Source organism: Bacillus sp. ISL-75 (assembly GCF_018613095.1).
Window position 1 is genome coordinate 48,235 of record NZ_JAGGQX010000030.1, and the last position, 21,162, is coordinate 69,396.

The window sequence follows — 21,162 nt, forward strand, 5'->3', positions numbered from 1 at the left end:
TGCAATGGAAAAGGGTTTAACTGGAAAGCGAGTCGTCATTTGCGGTTCGCGAAAAATAGAAGAAATAAGTACGATAATTGAAAAACAAGGAGGTGTTCCTCTAGCCCGTACCCTACAAGGGACTGTATTTCTAGCAGAAAAGGAAGTGGAACCTGATCTACGCGAATTTGTACAGAAAGGTGCCGATTGGGTGATCTTCACAACGGGGATTGGTTTTGAGACACTTGTGGAATTAGCAACAAAGCTTGGATTAAAAGAGTCCTTTTTAAAGAACCTTCGTGAAGCACAGATAGCATCTAGAGGCTATAAAACCCTATCTGCATTAAAGAAATATGAGATTAAACCAATCGTGGTCGATGAGGATGGAACAACAAAGGGATTAGCTCAATCACTCGAAACCGTAGATCTCTCTGGAAAAAGAGTAATGTTGCAACTTCACGGGGAAACAGCACCAGTATTAACAAAATTTCTCGAAGATCGCGGTGCTATTGTCCAGAAGTTACTCCCATACCAGCATATAGCACCTGAAAAAGAGATGGTGGCAAGGTTATGTAATGAACTTCAGTCCGGTGAATGTGACGCGGTATGCTTTACAACGGCAACCCAGGTTCACTCGCTTTTTGACTATGCAAGAGAACATGAAATCTTTACAGACATCGTTACTTCATTCAAAGAAAAAACAGTAGCTGCAGCCGTAGGAAAAGTTACCGCAGCAGCATTAAAAGAGCAAGGGGTAGAACAGATCCTTGTTCCTGAAAATGAGAGAATGGGAGCAATGGTTATCGAGTTGTCTAAATATTTTCAAAGTTAAACATAGCTGGGTGTACCTTCTAAATGGGGTACACTTTTTTTATAAAAAGGGGTTCATTTCCTCCACATTCGTAGAAAATGTCGAGAAGTTTTTTACGATTATTTTATAAAAAGTCAGTTTTCCTTAGAAGGAAGATGCATTGTTAGGTAAGTAATACTTTACTGATTAGACATTTGAAAATGAACAAATAAAGCTTGTAAGATTAATTGACAATTCGATTTCTTTTTACAATATTTTTGGTATTATTGTGTTAAATTGAAAAAGTATTCAGAAAAGTGTACAAGAAATCTGCCCTCTGATATAACTATATCCAAAATTCCTTATCATTTTCAATTTTCATCCAACAACAATACTCCCCTAGGGTTTCATTCATAGTAAACTACTTTCTTTTTACATAATGATTAATTAAATGCTTGCATCAATTTACAGATTGTTAGGTGAAATGTCTAAAATCAGTCTGTAAAATAATAATAAGATGCAGAATTTTCTGCGAAATAGATAATTGACTAAAGGAGTTGGTCCCTTTTTGGTAATATCAGTTTATTAAAGCGCTTACATTTTAAAGATCAGCACTTAAATAATTTATTTATTTCATATGTATTGGCCATAAACCATTCATATAAGAAGGAGGGCTTCTCTTTGGCGAATGAAAAAATGCAGCGTATATCCTTATCCAATCTTGAAAAGAACTTTCTAGAGGTGGAGCAGGGACTGACAAACCAAGAAGCTGTTGAAGAATCCAATCGATGCCTCTATTGCTATGATGCTCCATGTATAAAGGCCTGCCCGACAGGTATTGATATTCCAACCTTTATTAAAAAAATTGCCTCAGGAAACTTACTTGGTTCTGCTAAAACAATCATGTCCTCAAATCCAGTTGGTGCAAGCTGTTCTAGGGTTTGTCCAACGGATGAACTATGTGAAGGAGCTTGCGTCCTAAATCATTCAACCAAGCCGATTATGATAGGCAATTTACAAAGATATGCTACGGATTGGGCAATGACAAATGAACAAGTACTTTTTCGACCAGGTCAAGCGAATGGACGAACAGTTGCTGTCATCGGCGGTGGTCCGGCTGGACTATCGGCGGCAAGGGAACTGGCGAGATTGGGTTACGAGGTTACGATATTTGAGGGGGCCGAGAAAGCAGGCGGCTTAAATACGTATGGAATTGTCTCTTTCCGTTTACCTCAAAGAATTTCCTTCTGGGAAGTAGAGCAGGTTGAGAAATTGAATGTAACCATTAAAACGAACACCATGGTCGGCAAGGATATTTCAGCGGAAGAAATTACTGAAAATTTTGATTATGTAGTATTGGCAGTAGGTATGGCACATGTACCAAACCTGGGTGTTGAAGGCGAAAACTTAGCGGGTGTATTTGATGCGATTGAATTTGTCAAGGCAACAAAAAGTGGCCAGTTATCCGAAGAGTTTGTTGGAAAACGGGTTGTCGTAATTGGTGCTGGGAATACCGCGATTGATGGTGCGACTTGTTCCGTTCGGTTAGGAGCTGAAAACGTCAAAATCTTATACCGGAGAACGGAAGAAGAAATGACGGCCTATGAATTTGAATATGATTTTGCCAAACAAGATGGTGTGGAATTCCGCTGGTTAACAGCACCAAAAAGGATTATCGGTGATGAAACCGGGAAGGTAACCGGAATAGAGTGTATCAAAATGAAACTTGGGGACCTAGAAAAAGATGGACGGCGCAGACCTGTAGCAATCGAGGGATCCGAATATGTGCTTCCTGTCGATGCTGTGGTAAAAGCAATCGGGCAAACCAGACACCTGAAGTTAATTGAAGGGTTCGATCTTAGCCATGATGGCGGGGTTGTCAAGGTAAATAAAGAAACCTTCCAAACCTCCAATCCCAAAGTGTTTGCATGCGGGGATGTTGTGTTTGGTAAAGGGGATGGGGACGCCATGGTCGTAACCGCTGCGCAACAGGGAAAAGATGTGGCCTATTCCATTCATAAACAATATTCTTTTGTCGGAACGGCAAAATAACTTCTTATTTGATAAAAAGGGGAGAAAAATAGATGGCTGATTTACGTATTAATCTTGCAGGGATTAAATCTCCTAACCCGTTCTGGCTGGCATCAGCACCGCCTACCAACTCTGGCTATCAGGTACAGAGAGCCTTTGAAGCAGGTTGGGGTGGGGCAGTCTGGAAAACATTGGGCGATCCTATTTTGAATGTATCATCAAGGTTTGCTGCAATTAGTTTTAACGGACAAAGGGTGGCCGGTTTCAATAATATTGAACTAATCACCGACCGACCTTTAGATGTCAACTTAAAAGAAATCTATGAAACCAAAAAGCGATTTCCTAACCATGCGATCATTGCTTCGTTAATGGTGGAACCAAAGCAGGAAAAGTGGCATGACATCGTTAAGCGTGTGGAGGATGTCGGTGTTGATGGACTTGAGTTGAATTTTGGATGTCCCCACGGGATGGCAGAGCGCGGCATGGGTTCGGCCTCGGGCCAGGTCCCTGCACTTGTTGAGCGTCAGACTTTTTGGGTGAAAGAAGTTGCTAAGACACCTGTTATTGTAAAATTAACGCCTAATATCACTGATATTACTGCAACAGCTGAAGCTGCTTGCAACGGTGGTGCTGATGCGATCAGTATGATTAATACGATTAATAGCCTCATGGGCGTCGACCTAGATTCTTGGAATACCATTCCACATGTGGCCGGGAAGGGAGCACACGGCGGCTATTGCGGACCTGCTGTTAAGCCGATTGCCTTAAATATGGTCGCTGAATGTGCTAGACATCCGCATATTAACTTGCCAATTTCGGGGATTGGCGGCATTTCCAATTGGAGGGATGCCGTTGAATTTATGTTGATGGGAGCGACAGGCGTTCAAATTTGTACGGCCGCTATGCACCATGGTTTCCGAATTGTTGAGGACATGATTGAAGGATTAAGCAATTATCTAGATAGTAAAGGGATTGATTCTGTTTCTGAAATCATTGGGAAATCCGTCCCTAAATACTCCGATTGGGGCAACTTGGATTTAAATTACAATATCGTCGCAAAAATCAATACCGAGGTTTGTATCAATTGCAATAAGTGCCACATCGCCTGCGAAGATACCTCGCATCAATGTATTGATATGTTGACGGACGCAAATGGAAAGAGCTTCCTCAAAGTGAGGGAAGAGGATTGTGTCGGTTGTAATTTATGTTCGATTGTATGTCCTGTAGATGGGGCGATTGATATGGTCGAAGCAGCAAGAGAACTGCCGCCGATGACTTGGAATGAACGACAGGCTGCCTTAAGTGGAGTTGTAGAATGTAAAGCAGATCTAACTAAGTAGAAGATTTGGAGGGAACTATTGATGAAAAAAATTATCAAAAACGGGACAATTGTCACGGCTGCAGACACATACCAAGCAGAAATATTAATCGAAGATGGTAAAATATCACAAATCGGGACGAATCTATCAGCGATTGGCGCGGAAATAATCGATGCGAAAGGCTGTTTTGTTTTTCCAGGAGGGATTGATCCACACACCCATCTCGATATGCCATTTGGTGGAACGGTGACAAAGGATGATTTCGAATCAGGGACCATAGCTGCTGCCTTTGGCGGAACGACCACAGTTATTGATTTTTGCTTAACCAATAAGGGGGAGCCGCTGAAAAATGCGATTCAAACATGGCATGATAAATCAAGAGAAAAAGCTGTTATTGATTATGGTTTCCACTTAATGATCTCAGAAATCAACGAGAATGTTCTCAGTGAGCTCCCTCAAGTTATTACTGAAGAAGGAATTACCTCCTTTAAGGTATTTATGGCTTACAAAAATGTATTTCAAGCGGATGATGAAACATTGTTCAAGACACTTATTTCTGCAAAAGAACACGGAGCCTTGGTCATGGTCCATGCAGAAAATGGGGATGTCATTGATTACTTAACGAAAAAAGCCCTTGATGGAGGGAAAACGGCCCCGATTTATCACGCACTAACGAGACCGCAGGAATTAGAGGGCGAAGCTACAGGCCGTGCAGCAAAATTCACGGGACTTGCCAATTCACAGCTATATGTAGTCCATGTCTCCTGTGCAGATGCAGTGGAACAAATAGCGATAGCCCGCAGCAAGGGCTTTGATGTCTGGGGAGAAACCTGTCCTCAATATTTAGTCCTTGATCAAAGCTATTTAGAAAAGCCTAATTTTGAAGGGGCTAAATATGTTTGGTCACCGCCATTAAGAGAGAAGTGGAATCAGGATGTTCTTTGGAATGCTTTGAAGAGTGGTCAATTGCAAACGATTGGTTCTGACCAATGTTCCTTTGATTTTAAAGGGCAAAAGGATTTAGGAAGAGATGATTTTACTAAAATACCGAACGGCGGTCCAATTATTGAAGATCGTTTGTCGGTTTTATTCTCTGAGGGGGTGAAGAAGGGACGGATTAGTCTGAATCAATTTGTTGATATTACCTCAACACGCAGCGCAAAGCTTTTTGGATTATTCCCGAAAAAAGGGACAATCACCATCGGTGCAGATGCAGACCTTGTTATCTTTGATCCGAATATCGAACGTGTGATTTCGGCCGAAACACATCATATGGCTGTTGACTACAATGCGTTTGAAGGTATGAAGGTAACCGGCGAGCCTGTTTCGGTGTTGTCTCGTGGGGAATTTGTTGTTCGCGACAAGCAATTTGTTGGAAAACCAGGTTCAGGCCAATATTTGAAGAGGGCAAAATATAATAAAAATACACTACTAAACCAAAGTGAAACACTATCTATCTAGCTAATTATCTTAGCTTCACTCAAACACTAATCGAACTACTCCTATTTGCAATTGCTCAGATTTGCTGAGCAATTGCCTTATTAATTGTTTGTTGACCGTTTGTTGAATTTGTCTAGGATTCTAGAAAATCAAACCGAAAACAAGGAGTGTTCACATGAAAAAAAACCACTTAAAATCACCAGATTTATTACCGATTCACCATAAGGACAGGACAATCACCAAATTAGGTTACTCGTTTATGTGGGTGGGAATGGTGGTCGTACTTGCCACCTTTGCGATTGGTGGAGCAGGGGTTAAGAGTTTATCTTTACCATGGGTCATTCTGGCAACGATCATTGGAAGTCTTGCGATTGGATTGTTCATTTCATTGATTTCAGATATCGGAATTGAACATGGATTGTCCTTCCCTGTTTATATGAGAGCACCGTTTGGAACAATCGGAACCCATATCCCTTCTATTACCCGAGGAATAACGGCATCGATGTGGTTCGGCGTAAATACTTACTTTGGCTCGACGGCGATGAATGGTATCTTAAATATTTTATTTGGCTTTGATAATTGGTTTGTTTGCTTTCTAATCTTTGCGGCGGTTCAACTGATTAATACTGCACTTGGTATAAAATCGATTGAGCGATTTGCCGATTTAGCCGCACCAATTATTCTGATCATTTCACTATGGATGTATGTGTCATTATCAGATCAGGCAACAGCTGCAGGCAGAGAGGTCTGGAGTTGGGTCGAGTCCCCTGTAACCGGCGGCGCTGCTTTTTCAGCCTTTTTAGTTGTTATTTTTAGTAATATGGGTTTTTGGGCGACATTAAGTGCAGATATTCCCACTATTTCACGCTTCATCAAGGCACCAAAAAATGAAAAGAACTGGTTTAAGCGAAATAGAGCTTCTTTAATGGGGAACCTTGTCGCAATGCCACTTACACAAACATTTATGATTGTCATTGGTGCGGTTTCCTATATTGCCGTATTAAACGCTGATCCTGTGGTCGCACTCCAAAAGGCAGCAAGCGGCTTTATCCTTGCTATATTACTGTTAATGATTGTCCTAGCCCAGTGGTCGACCAATACGGCAGCAAATGTTGTGCCAGCAGCAACCATTTTTTCAAACGTGGGCGGTCCGAAGTTTCCATTTTGGGCAGGGGTCATCACTGCTGGAATTGTCGGAACTATTGTTCAGCCATGGCAGTTGTTTGATGTTATTATTCAAGTTCTTCTCTTTGTCGGAGGTATTCTAGCAGCTATAGTCGGTATATTGTTTGCTGATTATTATCTGCTTCGGAAAAGACGTGTAAATGTAACAGAATTATACGAGAACCATGGCCAATTTAAATATATGAGCGGAGTAAATTTAGCTGGATTTATTGCCTGGATTATTGGGGCAGTAGCATCTTACTTTGTTCCGAATTATGGGTTTTTAGTTGGTTTTATCATTGGTGCTGGGGTGTATTATGTCCTTTCCAAATACTGGTGGTTCCAAAAGTATCCTCAGGCAGAAATCGTGGATCCGAGCGACGAGAAATATTTAGGTATTTCCGTTGGCCGGGATTGGGTAATTGAAGAAAACACATATGAAACAGTGATGGAAGAAATTCCAAATAATGTAGATTTATATTAAGCTAAACAGGATATAACAAATAGTTTATGAAATTAAAAGGGGGAGATTGGATGTCAGATTATCAGCAATTTCTAGATGAAAGAGACAAAATTGATTTCTTTATTCAGAAAGGCTATCGAATTAATAGGGTTAAAGAACATTTTAATGGGGCTACTGTTGAATTTTTACATCCTAAAGGAAATGTATTTGAAACACTTTTGATTGGAACAGCAAATGCACGAAAATATTTTACTAGTCTTTTATTGAAGCAGAATCACACAAGTTCGTGAGTGCTAAGTGTTAAAAGATAATATTAGGGGGTGGGAAGTTTGGAATTCTATTTAAGATCAAAGGACAATGCGTACCCTTGTGTAGTCACAATAGATGAAGACAATGGACGTTATACGATACGAAAATCTGATTCTAGCGGAGAGTACTTCAACTCTCCTAAAGAATTAGTGGCCTGGATCATGGAAAATTGGCAGTCTGAAGACTTTCTAGATCGTAATGAATTTGAGTCAATGCTTAGTGAAATAAAAGTATACTTCCCGATAATACTCTAGATATATAGTGAAAGGATTGGTTGCAGGACCAATCCTTTTTCACCTATTATTCTGTTTTCACTTTTGCGAGGAGAGCCAAATGATGAAAGAACATTTTCAATTAACGGTGGCAGATATTTTAAATCGAAAGCATTTTGAAAATGCACGGGTTATCGCTGGGGAAGACGGTATTCATCGATTCGTCAAATGGGTTCATATCGTCGAGGTCACCAGTATTCGAAATCTTCTTAATGGAGATGAACTTATTCTAGCAACAGGTGTTGCCTGGAAAGATAATACCGATTTATTTGTATCGATGGTAATGGAATTTCTTGAAAACAATGCAGCTGGTTTATGTATTGAAATGGGGACATACATAACAGCCATCCCAGCGGAAGTCATAGATATTGCTAATGAACATCAATTTCCGATTATTATTTTTACACAGGAAGTTCCGTTTGTGAACATTACTCAAGACATCCACTCAATCATTATTAACCAGCAATACCAGAAGATTTCAGATTTAGAGCATTACTCGCAAAGCTTAAATAAACGACTTCTAACGATGGAGAGTTATGGTGATATTCTTCAATGCATTTTTTCTGCATTGGATTTACAAATTATTTTCCGCTTAAAGAATCTGGACTATGAATTTGTCCCGGAAATTAGTCAAGCAGAACAAAAAAAACTAATGACCCAGCTTGAAGGGACCGAAATACACCCATGTGATCATATAGCGTCTGCCCCTATATTCTTGTTTGGTCAAGAATATGCAGAGTTATTTATTTATTCAGAGGATATCCCTATCAGTGAATACGATTTATTGATTTTGGATCGTACCGCAACAGCACTGGCCCAGCATTTATTAAGGGAAATGTATGTCGAAGAAAAAAAGCGCGTCGAGGAGTTTGAGTGGCTTTACGGCTGGCTTGAGGGGGAACATTCACTCGAAAGCATTAGTGAATATTTTACCCAGAACGGGATTAAAACAAAAACGAATGAAGCAGTGGTCTTAATCACAAAGCTTATTCCTCTAAAAGAAAAAATAACCCAAGATGTTACCTATTTAAAGTTATTATTTCGCTCGGTATTTGAACAGAATGGCTTCAATGTGTTTCCTGTTGAAAAAAGAAATGAGCTTACATTCATTCTTGTAAATAATCGGACGAAAAAGAATGCAAAGGAACGGATTAAGAAGGCAATTGAATCCATTACCGAATCAGAGTTTATTAGAAAACAGTGCTCAGCAAAAATCTTGATTGCGGTAGGAAATTTTATTGGAAATTTAAATGGAGTACATAGAAGTTATCTCACAGCGAAGGAAACTCAGCGAATACAGCAAAAGATGACCAATAAAGCGACTTATTATTTTTATGAGGATCTGCATTTATATCGTCTTATTTCACAAATGAGTAAACACGTTAACCTAAAAGAGATTGCAGCAGAGTATTTACAGCCTGTTATTCAATATGATCAAAAATATAATGGCAAGCTGCTAGAGACATTAAAGGTCTATTTAGAATGTAATGGATCAAAACAAGAAGCCGCTAGCAAGCTTTTTATTGTCAGGCAAACACTGTACCATCGCCTGCAAAAGCTTGAAAACATTCTGGGAGAAGACTTTATGGAGCATGAAAAACGAGTAGCTATCGAATTCATGCTTCTTGTCCAAGATTACTTATCAGCTTCCCAACAAAATACAAGTAATACCAGTTTCAGAAAAACAGAATAAATGTCCAATTACTATTCAAATCGTCAAAGAATTGGTTGGTCTCAATTAACATTTTGTCTAATGAAAGCATGGTTTAGATACGAGATAATGAGATTATAAGGCTATCAAGGTAGAAAATTCAAAAACACTATTTATAAAAAAATTAGGAGGTTATATATATGAGTGTAACAAAAAAAGATACGGCCATTTTAAAGAATTTCATTAACGGTGAATGGGTGAACTCGAACAGCGTCCAAACACTAGATGTACCCAATCCTGCTACGAATGAGCTGTTAACAAAGGTACCTGTGTCAACGAAAGAGGATGTAAATCTAGCAGTAGCAGCGGCTAAGGCTGCTTTTAAGGAGTGGAAAAATGTCCCGGTTCCAAAGAGAGCCAGAATTCTTTTTAAATACCACCATCTGTTAACTGAAAACCATAAAGAATTAGCAAGATTAATTGTGTTAGAAAATGGAAAGGCATACAAAGAAGCTTACGGTGAGGTCCAGCGCGGGATTGAGTGTGTTGAATTTGCATCAGGTGCTCCAACGTTAATGATGGGAGAAACGTTATCAGGTATTGCTGAAGATATTGATTCCGAAATGTTCCGATACCCTGTAGGGATTGTCGGCGGGATTACACCCTTTAACTTCCCGATGATGGTCCCGCTATGGATGTTCCCGCTAGCAATCACTTGTGGTAATACTTTTGTGCTAAAGCCATCAGAACGCACACCAATATTAGCTAATAGATTAGCAGAGTTGTTCATGGAAGCTGGTGCACCAAAAGGCGTGTTAAATGTGGTCCACGGTGCTCATGATGTTGTCAATGGCTTACTCGAGCATAAGGACATTGCGGCCATTTCATTTGTTGGCTCCCAACCTGTTGCAAAGTATGTTTATCAGCGAGCTGCTGCAGAAGGAAAGAGAGTTCAAGCCCTATCTGGAGCTAAAAATCATCATATTGTCATGCCTGATGCAGATATGGATAAGGCTGTCCAACATGTGATAACTTCTACGTTTGGAAGTGCGGGACAACGTTGTATGGCCTGCAGTGCAGTAGTTGTTGTCGGTGATAATGAGCCGTTTGTAGCCGCATTAAAGAAAAAGGCAGATGAACTAATCATTGGTAACGGAATGGATGATGAAGTGTTATTAACACCGATTATCCGGAGGGAACACCGTGAAAAAGTACTTGGCTATATTGAAAAAGGGCTTGCGGAAGGCGCTGATTTAATAAGGGATGGACGCAGAGAAATGGATGAGCTCCCAGAAGGAAATTTCTTGGGACCTACTATTTTTGATCACGTCACACCTGAAATGACAATTGCTAAGGAGGAACTCTTTGCCCCAGTATTAAGTCTCCTACGTGCCAATGATTTAGACGAAGGGTTGGAATATATTCGAAAGTCCAGGTATGGCAACGGCGCAACCATCTATACGAACAATGCGAAAGCGATCCGTCAATTCCGTGAAGAAGCAGAAGCAGGTATGCTTGGCATTAATGTTGGCGTACCGGCAACAATGGCATTCTTCCCATTTTCGGGCTGGAAGGATTCCTTCTATGGTGACATGCATGTAAACGGGAAAGACGGTTTAAATTTCTATACGCGCAAAAAAATGATTACCTCTCGTTTTGACGGTTAAGTTAGTAGCAATATTACTTTTGGTGTCAGGCACCAATATTTTGAAATGGAGGGAAGCACGATGGTTCAAACAAGTCGTCCTCAGGAAACTTTATTGGAACAGGATGATAAATATGTATGGCATTCAATGAAGCCTTATAACCCTAAAGCCACAATCGTTGCAGCAAAGGCTGAAGGGTCATGGGTGACTGATGCCGACGGGAAACGTTACTTAGACGCAATGGCAGGTCTTTGGTGTGTGAATGTCGGTTATGGCAGGACCGAGCTTGCCGAAGCGGCCTATGAACAACTGAAGGAAATGGCCTATTTTCCACTTTCACAAAGCCATGTTCCAGCAATTAAACTAGCAGAAAAGCTGAACCAGATGTTAGGTGATGAATATGTCATCTTTTTCTCAAACAGCGGCTCTGAGGCAAACGAAACAGCCTTTAAAATAGTAAGACAGTATCATCAGCAAAAGGGTGAACATAATCGTTACAAAATTGTCTCCCGCTATCGAGCGTATCACGGGAATTCTATGGGGGCCTTGGCTGCCACCGGGCAAGCGCAAAGAAAATACAAGTACGAACCGCTTGCACCAGGTTTTATTCATGTCTCACCACCGGATTCCTACCGAGATGATACGAATGTTGGAGATCCGAAGGAATTGTCTTCCGTCAAAGAAGTTGACCGGACCATGACATGGGAGTTGAGTGAAACAATCGCAGCAATGATTATGGAACCGATTATTACCGGAGGTGGTGTCCTCATTCCGCCCGATGGCTATATGAAAGCGGCAAAAGAGGTATGTGAAAAACACGGGGCACTGCTCATTGTCGATGAAGTCATTTGTGGCTTCGGCCGTACAGGAAAGCCATTCGGGTTTATGAACTATGGTGTGAAGCCAGACATCATAACGATGGCAAAAGGGATTACCAGTGCGTATCTTCCCCTTTCCGCTACAGCTGTACGTAAGGACATTTACGAAGCATTTAAAGGCACAGAGGAGTATGATTACTTCCGCCATGTCAATACGTTTGGAGGAAATCCAGCTGCTTGTGCACTCGCCTTAAAAAACCTTGAAATTATGGAAAATGAAAAATTATTTGATCGTTCCCGTGATTTAGGGGAGCAGCTCTTAAATGAATTGAAGAATCTTTTGCAAGACCATCCCCATGTTGGCGATGTCCGTGGAAAAGGGTTATTGATCGGAATTGAATTAGTAAAGGATAAGCGGACCAAGGAACCAATGGAGAATGACCTTGTCAATCAGGTTATCGCCAATTGTAAGCAGGAAGGAATTATCATCGGAAAAAATGGCGCAACAGTAGCAGGATATAACAATGTATTAACATTGGCACCGCCATTAACGATTAAGCAGGTAGATTTAACCTTCCTGATCAAAACACTTACTGAGTCACTTCAGAAAATTAGATAAAAATAAAAAAAGAACCCATGTATTTACAAATGTAAATTTCATGGGTTCTTTTTTTCAGAGGTTATCTATTTTTTCTCCTTCTAGGTCGAAACCGGAAATCGTCACTACTTTCATAATCGGTAAAGGTATTAACAACTGGGGCAGCATCCACAAAATTATTTTTCACTTTTTTAGGCATCACAGGCGCCACTTTAACCTCCTTAACTACATCAGCTACTACCACTTCAATATCCTGTTGCGGCTTTTTGTTCTTAGCATTTCCAGTTTTATCTTGGACACCTTCAACGTCAGTACTCAAATTTTCTAGATTAGTACTAAAAGTTTTAACCTCAGTACTTAGAGTTTCAACCTCAGTCCTTAGTGTTTCGACATCAGGACTAAAACTTTTAAATTCAGTATTAAAAGCTTTTAATTCAGTATTAAAAGTTTTTAATTCAGAACTATGAGTTCTAACTTCAGGTACTTCCTCTTTAATTTCATCCATTACTTCGATCACCTCAACCACCACTTCTTCATCGGCAACATTGTCCTCATTTTCATTACTTAATTCCGCTTCATCCTCAGTTACTTCAATCATTTCGTCATCTTCGATTAAAGGTTGTTGTTTTACTTTTATAATTTTTCCAAGTGCATTTGTCCTCATAACAGCGATTCCAATTATTTCATCAATTAGAGCAGTGAATTGATCAAAGTCCACATTATTTTCACCGCTAGTTTGGATGACTTTTAGAAAATCCTGATGAAAAAGATTAAATTCTTGTTCGAACTGTTCGCGGTCCATTTCTCTAAAAGATGTTCCTTTAATACGAATAAATCCATAAATTAATTTACTCAATACCTTAGAAACGGCTTGCAATTCCTCCTCACTTAAATCAGAATCATTCGTTAGATAATAATGGACATCCCGTAGGGTTTGATAATAACTCTTAAAATTCCGGCTTATTTGTAGAAAATCAAAATTACTCATAAGAAATATCCCTCCATATATATTTAATGTATAATATTCGGAAGCAGCGCAATGGTCTTTTTTATTTAAGATATGTAGGGAATATGCATATAGAAGGGATTATTTTTATGAAAGTGATAAATTTTATTAAAGAGTGGCAGCAGGCACTTCAAAATGAAATATTCCATTTAAAAAAATTTGGCAGTAATAAATTTCAAGTTTCAAATGGCAGGTTGCTTTCAACGGAAGGTTCCTATACATACTACTTTGATACCGCTATTTCTATCCGTATACCGATTGGGTCTCAGGTTCGACTTGAATGGGGAAGCATGAAACTGAGTGGACGAGTCCTTTCTTCAGAAGGTAAAGGCGTGATGCTCTCCTTGGAGCAATCTTTCGGAGATTTAATCCCTGAAGCGCAGCTTTTTCACGATCCTTGGGAGCTGCTAGACCAGCTCATTGAACGTCTCGATGAGATGAAAAAAAATAAGCAAAAACGAATCAGAGTGAAACGGTTGATGGACCCTTCGATGCCTGCTAAGCATCCGGTTGAAAAAAGTAAAAGCAATGTTCATGAGTTAGTTTTACGTTCCAAATACAACCCAGTTACCTTCGTATGGGGCCCACCTGGAACAGGCAAAACCTACACCTTGGCTCGGGTAGCTGCTAATAAGTATTTTCAGAAAAAAAAAGTGTTGATTTTATCACACAGCAACCAAGCGGTGGATGTTTTAATTAATGAGATATCGACCTTTATTAAAAAGAAAGACCGGTTCCGTGAAGGGGATGTTCTCCGCTATGGCTTCAATACTGGAGAGCAACTCGCCAATCATGAAGCGGTTACAACAAGTCAACTCCTTCTGAAAGAGGATCCTCAGCTTGCGGAAGATAAAGAAACATTAATAGAGGAAAGGCGGAAATTAAAACAGGATATCGCCCGTTCTTTTAGCAAAAGGGACACAAATCAATTGCTAGAGCTTGAGAACAAGATTGCCAGGGTCCTCGAAAAGATTCGCCATAAGGAACTTGAATTTATCAAGGATGCGTTTATTGTCGGGACAACATTGGCTAAGGCAGCGGTTGATGCAGCAATCTATGAAAAAGAATTTGAGATTGTAATCCTTGATGAGGCAAGCATGGCTTATGTTCCTCAGGCGGCATTCGCTGCTTCACTCGGAAAGCGTGTCATTATTTGTGGCGATTTTAAACAATTACCACCAATTGCCTCCTCTCGAGATCCGTTAGTCACGATGTGGCTAAAAGAGGACATCTTCCACCGGGCAGGCGTTGTCGATTGGGTAAAGGAAGGGATGCTTCATCCGCACTTATTTTTATTAAAAGAGCAACGGAGAATGCACCCGGATATTTCTGCGTTTACGAATCAGTCCATTTATCATTCGCTTGTGGGGGATCATGAAAGTGTTCTAAATAGTAGACAAAGAATAGCCGACCTTGCGCCTTTTCCAGGAATGGCAGCGGTACTTCTTGATACAAGTCATCTTGGGGCACATTGCATGACTGAAAAGGGGTCAAATTCACGGTTGAATTTGTGGCAGGTATTATTGTCTTTTCAATTAATCCATGAATCCTACCTGGCTGGGTCAAGATCGATTGGTTATGTCACACCATACCGCGCTCAAGCCAATTTAATGGAGCTGATTCTAGCTGATTTATATGAACAAGAACTCTTATCAGCCGATATTATTGCTGCGACCGTACACAGATTCCAAGGCAGTGAGCGTGATGTCATGGTTTTTGACACCGTTGACAGTGAGCCACAAACACGGGCTGGTATGCTTCTAACTGGCAAGGATAGTGAACGGTTGATCAATGTTGCGATCACAAGAACGAAGGGAAAGTTCATTCATGTCTGCAATCAATCCTTTATCCGGAAGCATGTCTATAATCGTAAAACAATGCGTCAGCTTGTAGAACATCAAGAAAGAAATCAGCAAACTATCGGGACAAAAGATATTGGAAAATGGATAAAGGATCAGCACCCCAGATTGCAATGGATCCATGCACTTAAGTTAGAGAAAGTATTCAGAGACATTGATTCTGCTAGATCATCGATCATTATTTTTTTACCAGAACAAACATTTCTTTCCGCACAATGGAAGGATAAGCTGAAAAATAGGAGCCATTCTGTAAAATTAACTGTCTATTCAGGAGAGCCTTGGACGGAGTTGCAACCAAATCAATTGCAGCACGAAAGCCTGTCGTTTCCATTTATCATGATTGATGAGCAGCTTTTGTGGTTAGGTTTACCGGTGGAGGCGGCAAAAGGAGTACAACCGCCTTATATTGCAGCCAGACTCAATTCAGAGAAGGTATGTGAGTATTTTATGGGACAGTTTCAGGCTCGGGAGTAGTTGTATTATAAGTTTGAGTGGAGGGGAGTCCCTCCACTTTTAAATAACCAGAATGTTAATTTCACTATATAAACTAATTTGTCTATAGTTTGACATAATAACCTAATTTAATTAAAATTAGATTATATAATCTAATTAATTTGGTTAAAGGGGATAAAAAATGAATTATCCTATATCTATTTTTATTCTGGATGTAAGCAATTCCTCATCAGAAAAAATGGGGGAGGAACTCACTGTATTTTTGGATGAGTTAGTCGACCGGATCACTTGTTGGACAAATAATATTGGTCCTACCCAAATAAAGCATCGTGCTGGAGATGAAATTATTTTTGTTGGACCTGGTTATTCAACCGCTTATACGATTGCTTTTTTTGTAAGCAGGGTATGGAGATACAAGAATCATATGCCTTATTTTGGCTTGGCTTTTGGTGATATTGAAAAAGAGTTAAAGGAAGTGGATCTTGAAAAATGGATCCATCCATTAGTCAAACAGGCAAGATATGCAAATGATTTAATAAAACAAGAAAAGAACAGAACGCTATTTAAGTTTGAACTGGACCAGTTTTACCCAAGTGATATGAATTACTCGTTACCCTATCACCAGTTCAGAACTGAATTTGAGACACTGATGAATACGTTATTAAATTTGCAGCTAAAATTTATTAGGAGTCAAACGGAAATTCAGGAGCTCGTATGTTCGCTCTACCTTATTTTAAATCAGCAAAAGGCGATTGGAAAGCTTCTAGGGAGAACGGCTCCTACAATATCGAGCCATTTTAAAAAGGGAAATAGTGAAGAAATCCTAGATACTTTTTCAAAAATTATTAGTATACTGCATTCATTACAGGAAAAGGCCTACCCTGAATGTACAAACAATCCACAACAGATAAATGAAAAATTAACCAAAAGCATCCAGAATGATTTGAAGGGAAGAATAAATACACTCATTGATTCTTAGATTCCAGCATAGAGAGAGGAGAAACCATGTTATTTTTCTGTCTAGTTATTGCACACTTAATTGCTGATTTTTATTTGCAAACAGATGACATGGTCATTGAAAAACGAAAGAATTTACGAAAGCATATCGTTCACCATTTTTTAATGACTGCACTTGTCCTAATCAGTTTCTGGATTTTCCAGTTCAATGTTGAGAATGTCCTTACAAACCTATTAATCCCCTTGATTATTATCGTGCTGACGCATCTTTTGGTGGATTTATTAAAGATTAAGCTGCTTGAAAATATAAAAATAAATAACGAAGAAAACATGAAGCGGTTAGGTTTCTTCGTTATAGATCAGTTACTGCATCTTGGAGTAATTATTTTAGTATGTGAGTTGTGTTTTGATTTTAAAATTGAACGTTTTTTTCAGAAGCAATCGGACCTGAATTTTATTGATTCTGTGCTATTTATAGTCATCATTGTCATCTTAGCAACAAGTGTAAGCGGGCATATGATCAAAATTCTCCTAGGAACCTTACCCAACCAGCTTTTAACCTTTGAGGGGAAATATAGTTTTAAAAATGAACGAAATGAAGCAGAGTTTGTACATAAGGGTAAAAACGGATTAACCGAGGTATACAATTATACTATTTTTAGTAAGCATGAACTTTCGCGTGGCAAATTAATCGGCTATATTGAGAGATTACTAGTTTTATTGCTAACGTTTTATAGTGCCTATCCAGCAATAGGATTTATTGTCACTGCCAAATCGATTGCCCGATTTAAACAAATGGATGACAGGGACTGGGCAGAATATTTTCTGCTGGGAACACTTTCCTCGATGTTTCTAGGAATCACACTTGGCATTTTGTTAAAAGTAGTAATTACGTAAGCATCGAGTGAGTGCTTTTTTATTATTTATCGAAAGGATTCAAAAAAGTTGACGGAAAAATCATTTAGCATTACTATTATCTCGTATTCGAGATATTTTAAAAAGTGATGAACATTTTAGGACGATTAGGAAATGACCAAGTTTCTAACAATAACTGTAAGGAAACTTTTTAATTGAGGAAGGGGACGGACGACGATGAAACATATTTTTCAAAAAGGGAAAGACGCAAGCAAACCAACTTTTTTATTGCTGCATGGGACAGGCGGAACAGAATTAGATTTGATTCCTTTAGCAGGGAAAATCGATGAGGAGGCTTCTTTTCTAAGTGTGCGTGGAAATGTCCTTGAAAATGGGATGCCGCGTTTTTTCCGAAGATTAGCGGAGGGTATTTTTGATGAAGAGGATCTTATTTTTCGCACAAAAGAATTATATGAATTTCTAGAAGATGCAGCTAAAAAATATGAATTTGATCGAAACAATGTCTTTGCGATTGGGTATTCAAATGGTGCAAATATTGCTGCCAGTTTGTTGTTCCATTATCAAGATGCCTTAAAAGGAGCAATTCTCCATCATCCAATGGTTCCTTTAAGAGGGATTTCTTTGCCTGATTTATCAGGAACATCCGTATTTATTGGTGCTGGAACAAATGATCCTATTTGTTCACCATTGGAATCAGGTGAACTCGAAAAGATGTTGGAGCAGGCTCAGGCGAAGGTCCATCTTCATTGGGAGCATAATGGACATCAATTAACCATTGATGAAATTGAGGCAGCAGCGCAATGGTATAAAAAACTCATTTAACAGAACTAATCTATTTAGCTCTTTTTTCAATAATTTAAAATATTCTATTGACATTTATCCAATTTCTAAGGATAATCAAAGAAATATAAATCGAAAACAGTTTGGGATTAGTAAATCTTTGGAACGTGATAGAGAGTGAAACCCGTTGGCTGAAAGGTTTCTCACGGAAAAAAGTCTGAACCTGCCCTCACACGCTGCTTATGCAAACATAAGCCGTCACCCTCGTTACGGGTTCAAAGTGGGTGCATGGCATCAATAAAGGTGGTACCGCGGAAACGACTTTCCGTCCTTTTTTTTAGGACAGAAGAGTCGTTTTTTTATTTTACAAAAAGAAAGGTTCGGAATGCTATGAAAAAACAGCTGGTGGTTGTAAAGATTGGGAGCAGCTCGCTCACAAATGCCTCAGGAACAATTTCTGAAGAGAAAATACGAGACCATGTAGAGGCACTTGCCTTTTTGAAAGAGCAAGGGCATGATGTTCTCCTTATTTCATCCGGAGCAGTTGCAGCAGGATTTGGCTCACTTGGATATCCATCTCGTCCAAAGACAGTTGCTGGGAAACAAGCGGCCGCAGCTGTGGGACAAGGGTTGTTGATGCAGAATTATATACAGTTATTTAAAGAGTTTGCGATAGTGCCAGCCCAAATCCTATTAACTCGTGAAGATTTTTACAGCCAGGTTCGGTTTCATAACCTCTTTAATACCATTCATGAGTTACTTCAAAAAGGTGTTTTACCGATCATTAATGAAAATGATTCGGTTGCGATTGAAGAATTGACTTTTGGTGACAATGATATGCTCTCAGCGCTCGTTAGTGGGTTTTTACATGCGAATGCATTGATTATTTTAACAGATGTGAATGGTTTATATGATGGCAATCCAAAATCATCGAAAGAGGCAAAAAAATATCATTTTATCCCTGAAATATCTGAAAAACTCCTCGGTGTTGCCGGAGAAAGCGGTTCTTCTGTTGGAACAGGTGGAATGAAATCAAAATTACTAGCTTCAAAAAAAGCTCTTTCCCTTGGTGTCAGTGTTTTCGTCGGCACTGGTGCTGGAAAGGAAAAACTGGTTGACATTTTAACTGGTAAAGGAGATGGGACGTATATCGGCGGACCATTCCAGACGCAAATGCAAATGAGAAAGCAATGGATTGCTTACCACTCTCAGGTCGGTGGTGTGATCGAAATTGATGATGGCGCGGAAAAGGCCGTTGTGTTCCAGGGCAAAAGTTTACTTCCAGTGGGTGTCACGAATGTCATTGGTGAGTTTAACGCCTTAGATGTAGTCGTTGTCCAGAATCAAAAAGGCAAAATTGTCGGGAAAGGACAAATTTATTATTCTTCTAAGAATTTACTAAAAGTAAAAGGCTTGCCAAGTGAACAATCGAAGGATTATTCCATTAATAAAAAAGCAGAAGTCATTCATCGTGACAATTGGGTCACAATGCCAAAGGAGTGAAACAGAATGAGTGAGTTGTTAGAAAAAGCCAGTAAATTAAAGAAAGCTGCTAAACAATTGGGAATGCTGTCAGCAGAAGAAAAAAACAATGCGTTATTGATGATGGCTGACCATTTATTAACTGAAAAAGAATGGTTAATTACTGAAAATGCCAAGGATATTGAAGCGGGAAAAGAAAATGGATTTTCACCGTCCCTTTTGGATCGACTTATGTTAACAGAAGAAAGAATCGAGAAGATCGTGGATGGAGTTCGTCAGTTAATTGATTTGAAGGATCCAATTGGTGAAATAATCGAAGCATGGGACCGTCCGAATGGTTTACAAATAGAAATGATCCGTGTCCCGCTCGGGGTGGTTGGAATGGTGTATGAAGCACGACCCAATGTTACCGTTGATGCGGGAAGTCTTTGCTTAAAAGCTGGAAATGCAGTTCTTTTAAGAGGGAGCTCTTCCGCCATTCATTCCAATAAGGCACTTGTCCATGTAATGCGCAAGGCACTTGCAGAAACGGCTATACCCGTCGATGCCGTTCAACTATTGGAGGACACGAGCCGTGAAACAGCTTCAGAAATGTTTAAATTGAATCAATACCTTGATGTTCTCATACCACGCGGCGGAGCGGGGTTAATTCAATCAGTGATCCAAAACGCTACGGTTCCAGTTTTGGAGACAGGTGTAGGTAACTGTCATGTTTTCATTGATGAAACAGCAAATGAAACGATGGCAATAGATATCGCAATTAATGCAAAATTGCACCGTCCATCTGTTTGTAATGCAGCCGAAACTGTAATTATTCACAAAAAGTGGCCTTTTGCATCTGAATTATTAAGTTCGCTTCATGACCATGGGGTGGAGTTGCGTGGAGATGAAGAATTAACTTCTGCCTATTCATTTGTAAAACAAGCAACAGAAGAAGATTGGTGCTCAGAATTTTTAGCACCAATTTTGGCGGTAAAACTGGTAAGTAATGTGAAGGAAGCAATTGACCATATTGATCAATATGGAACAAAACATTCTGAGGCAATTATTAGTGAAAATCCTGAAAATGTTGGTTTGTTTTTTCAGGCAGTTGATGCAGCGGTGTTATACCATAATGCATCGACTCGGTTCACCGATGGTGAGCAGTTTGGATATGGTGCAGAAATTGGAATCAGCACACAAAAGCTTCATGCTCGTGGACCAATGGGGCTACGTGCACTCACAACGACAAAAGCGATTGTCCGTGGTACTGGACAAATTCGGTCATAA

Annotated in this window: 16 protein-coding genes; 15 read left to right on the forward strand and 1 reads right to left on the reverse strand. The window is 39.6% G+C overall.

Going from position 1 to position 21,162, the window contains the following annotated elements:
* Positions 1-4 precede the first annotated feature (4 nt).
* The 9 genes from J7E63_RS13945 (at position 5) to J7E63_RS13985 (ending at position 12,501) form a co-directional block, all read left to right on the forward strand.
* Positions 5-811, forward strand: a complete 807-nt coding sequence (locus J7E63_RS13945; protein ID WP_215013231.1) for a uroporphyrinogen-III synthase — start codon at positions 5-7, stop codon at positions 809-811.
* Between the two features lie 654 nt (positions 812-1,465).
* On the forward strand, positions 1,466-2,821 hold the full coding sequence (locus J7E63_RS13950) for an NAD(P)-dependent oxidoreductase (RefSeq protein ID WP_215013534.1): 1,356 nt from the start codon (positions 1,466-1,468) through the stop codon (positions 2,819-2,821).
* Positions 2,822-2,853: 32 nt separating this feature from the next.
* Positions 2,854-4,140: an NAD-dependent dihydropyrimidine dehydrogenase subunit PreA gene (gene preA, locus J7E63_RS13955; protein WP_215013233.1), complete on the forward strand. Its 1,287-nt coding sequence runs from the start codon at positions 2,854-2,856 to the stop codon at positions 4,138-4,140.
* A 21-nt stretch (positions 4,141-4,161) separates the two neighbouring features.
* The gene (gene hydA / locus J7E63_RS13960; RefSeq protein ID WP_215013235.1) at positions 4,162-5,580 is read left to right on the forward strand and encodes a dihydropyrimidinase; all 1,419 of its coding nucleotides are present in this window, start codon (positions 4,162-4,164) and stop codon (positions 5,578-5,580) included.
* A 154-nt stretch (positions 5,581-5,734) separates the two neighbouring features.
* The gene (locus tag J7E63_RS13965; RefSeq protein WP_215013237.1) at positions 5,735-7,207 is read left to right on the forward strand and encodes an NCS1 family transporter; all 1,473 of its coding nucleotides are present in this window, start codon (positions 5,735-5,737) and stop codon (positions 7,205-7,207) included.
* A 50-nt stretch (positions 7,208-7,257) separates the two neighbouring features.
* Positions 7,258-7,476 carry a hypothetical protein gene (locus J7E63_RS13970; RefSeq protein ID WP_215013239.1) on the forward strand — a complete coding sequence of 73 codons (219 nt, stop codon included), beginning with the start codon at positions 7,258-7,260 and terminating at the stop codon, positions 7,474-7,476.
* A gap of 355 nt (positions 7,477-7,831) precedes the next feature.
* On the forward strand, positions 7,832-9,460 hold the full coding sequence (locus J7E63_RS13975) for a PucR family transcriptional regulator (RefSeq protein ID WP_215013542.1): 1,629 nt from the start codon (positions 7,832-7,834) through the stop codon (positions 9,458-9,460).
* 158 nt (positions 9,461-9,618) lie between these two features.
* A complete protein-coding gene (locus tag J7E63_RS13980; protein WP_215013241.1) occupies positions 9,619-11,085 on the forward strand; it encodes a CoA-acylating methylmalonate-semialdehyde dehydrogenase in 1,467 nt (488 codons plus the stop codon).
* 60 nt (positions 11,086-11,145) lie between these two features.
* Positions 11,146-12,501, forward strand: coding sequence for an aspartate aminotransferase family protein (locus tag J7E63_RS13985; protein WP_215013243.1), 1,356 nt, complete (start codon positions 11,146-11,148; stop codon positions 12,499-12,501).
* Positions 12,502-12,562: 61 nt separating this feature from the next.
* Here the strand turns inward: J7E63_RS13985 and J7E63_RS13990 are convergent, their stop codons facing one another.
* Complete coding sequence (locus tag J7E63_RS13990) at positions 12,563-13,468, reverse strand: hypothetical protein (protein ID WP_215013245.1); 906 nt, start codon at positions 13,466-13,468, stop codon at positions 12,563-12,565.
* A gap of 107 nt (positions 13,469-13,575) precedes the next feature.
* On the opposite strand from J7E63_RS13990, the gene J7E63_RS13995 reads away from it, so the two are divergent.
* From J7E63_RS13995 to J7E63_RS14020, 6 genes are all read left to right on the forward strand, one after another.
* Entirely contained in the window at positions 13,576-15,819 is a 2,244-nt protein-coding gene (locus tag J7E63_RS13995; protein ID WP_215013246.1) for an AAA domain-containing protein, read from the forward strand.
* Positions 15,820-15,979: 160 nt separating this feature from the next.
* Positions 15,980-16,777, forward strand: coding sequence for a hypothetical protein (locus J7E63_RS14000; RefSeq protein WP_215013248.1), 798 nt, complete (start codon positions 15,980-15,982; stop codon positions 16,775-16,777).
* A 26-nt stretch (positions 16,778-16,803) separates the two neighbouring features.
* Complete coding sequence (locus J7E63_RS14005) at positions 16,804-17,652, forward strand: DUF3307 domain-containing protein (RefSeq protein WP_215013250.1); 849 nt, start codon at positions 16,804-16,806, stop codon at positions 17,650-17,652.
* A gap of 195 nt (positions 17,653-17,847) precedes the next feature.
* Positions 17,848-18,453, forward strand: a complete 606-nt coding sequence (locus J7E63_RS14010) for an alpha/beta hydrolase (protein WP_215013252.1) — start codon at positions 17,848-17,850, stop codon at positions 18,451-18,453.
* 348 nt (positions 18,454-18,801) lie between these two features.
* The gene (gene proB / locus J7E63_RS14015; RefSeq protein ID WP_088090457.1) at positions 18,802-19,914 is read left to right on the forward strand and encodes a glutamate 5-kinase; all 1,113 of its coding nucleotides are present in this window, start codon (positions 18,802-18,804) and stop codon (positions 19,912-19,914) included.
* A gap of 6 nt (positions 19,915-19,920) precedes the next feature.
* Positions 19,921-21,162 carry a glutamate-5-semialdehyde dehydrogenase gene (locus J7E63_RS14020; protein ID WP_215013260.1) on the forward strand — a complete coding sequence of 414 codons (1,242 nt, stop codon included), beginning with the start codon at positions 19,921-19,923 and terminating at the stop codon, positions 21,160-21,162.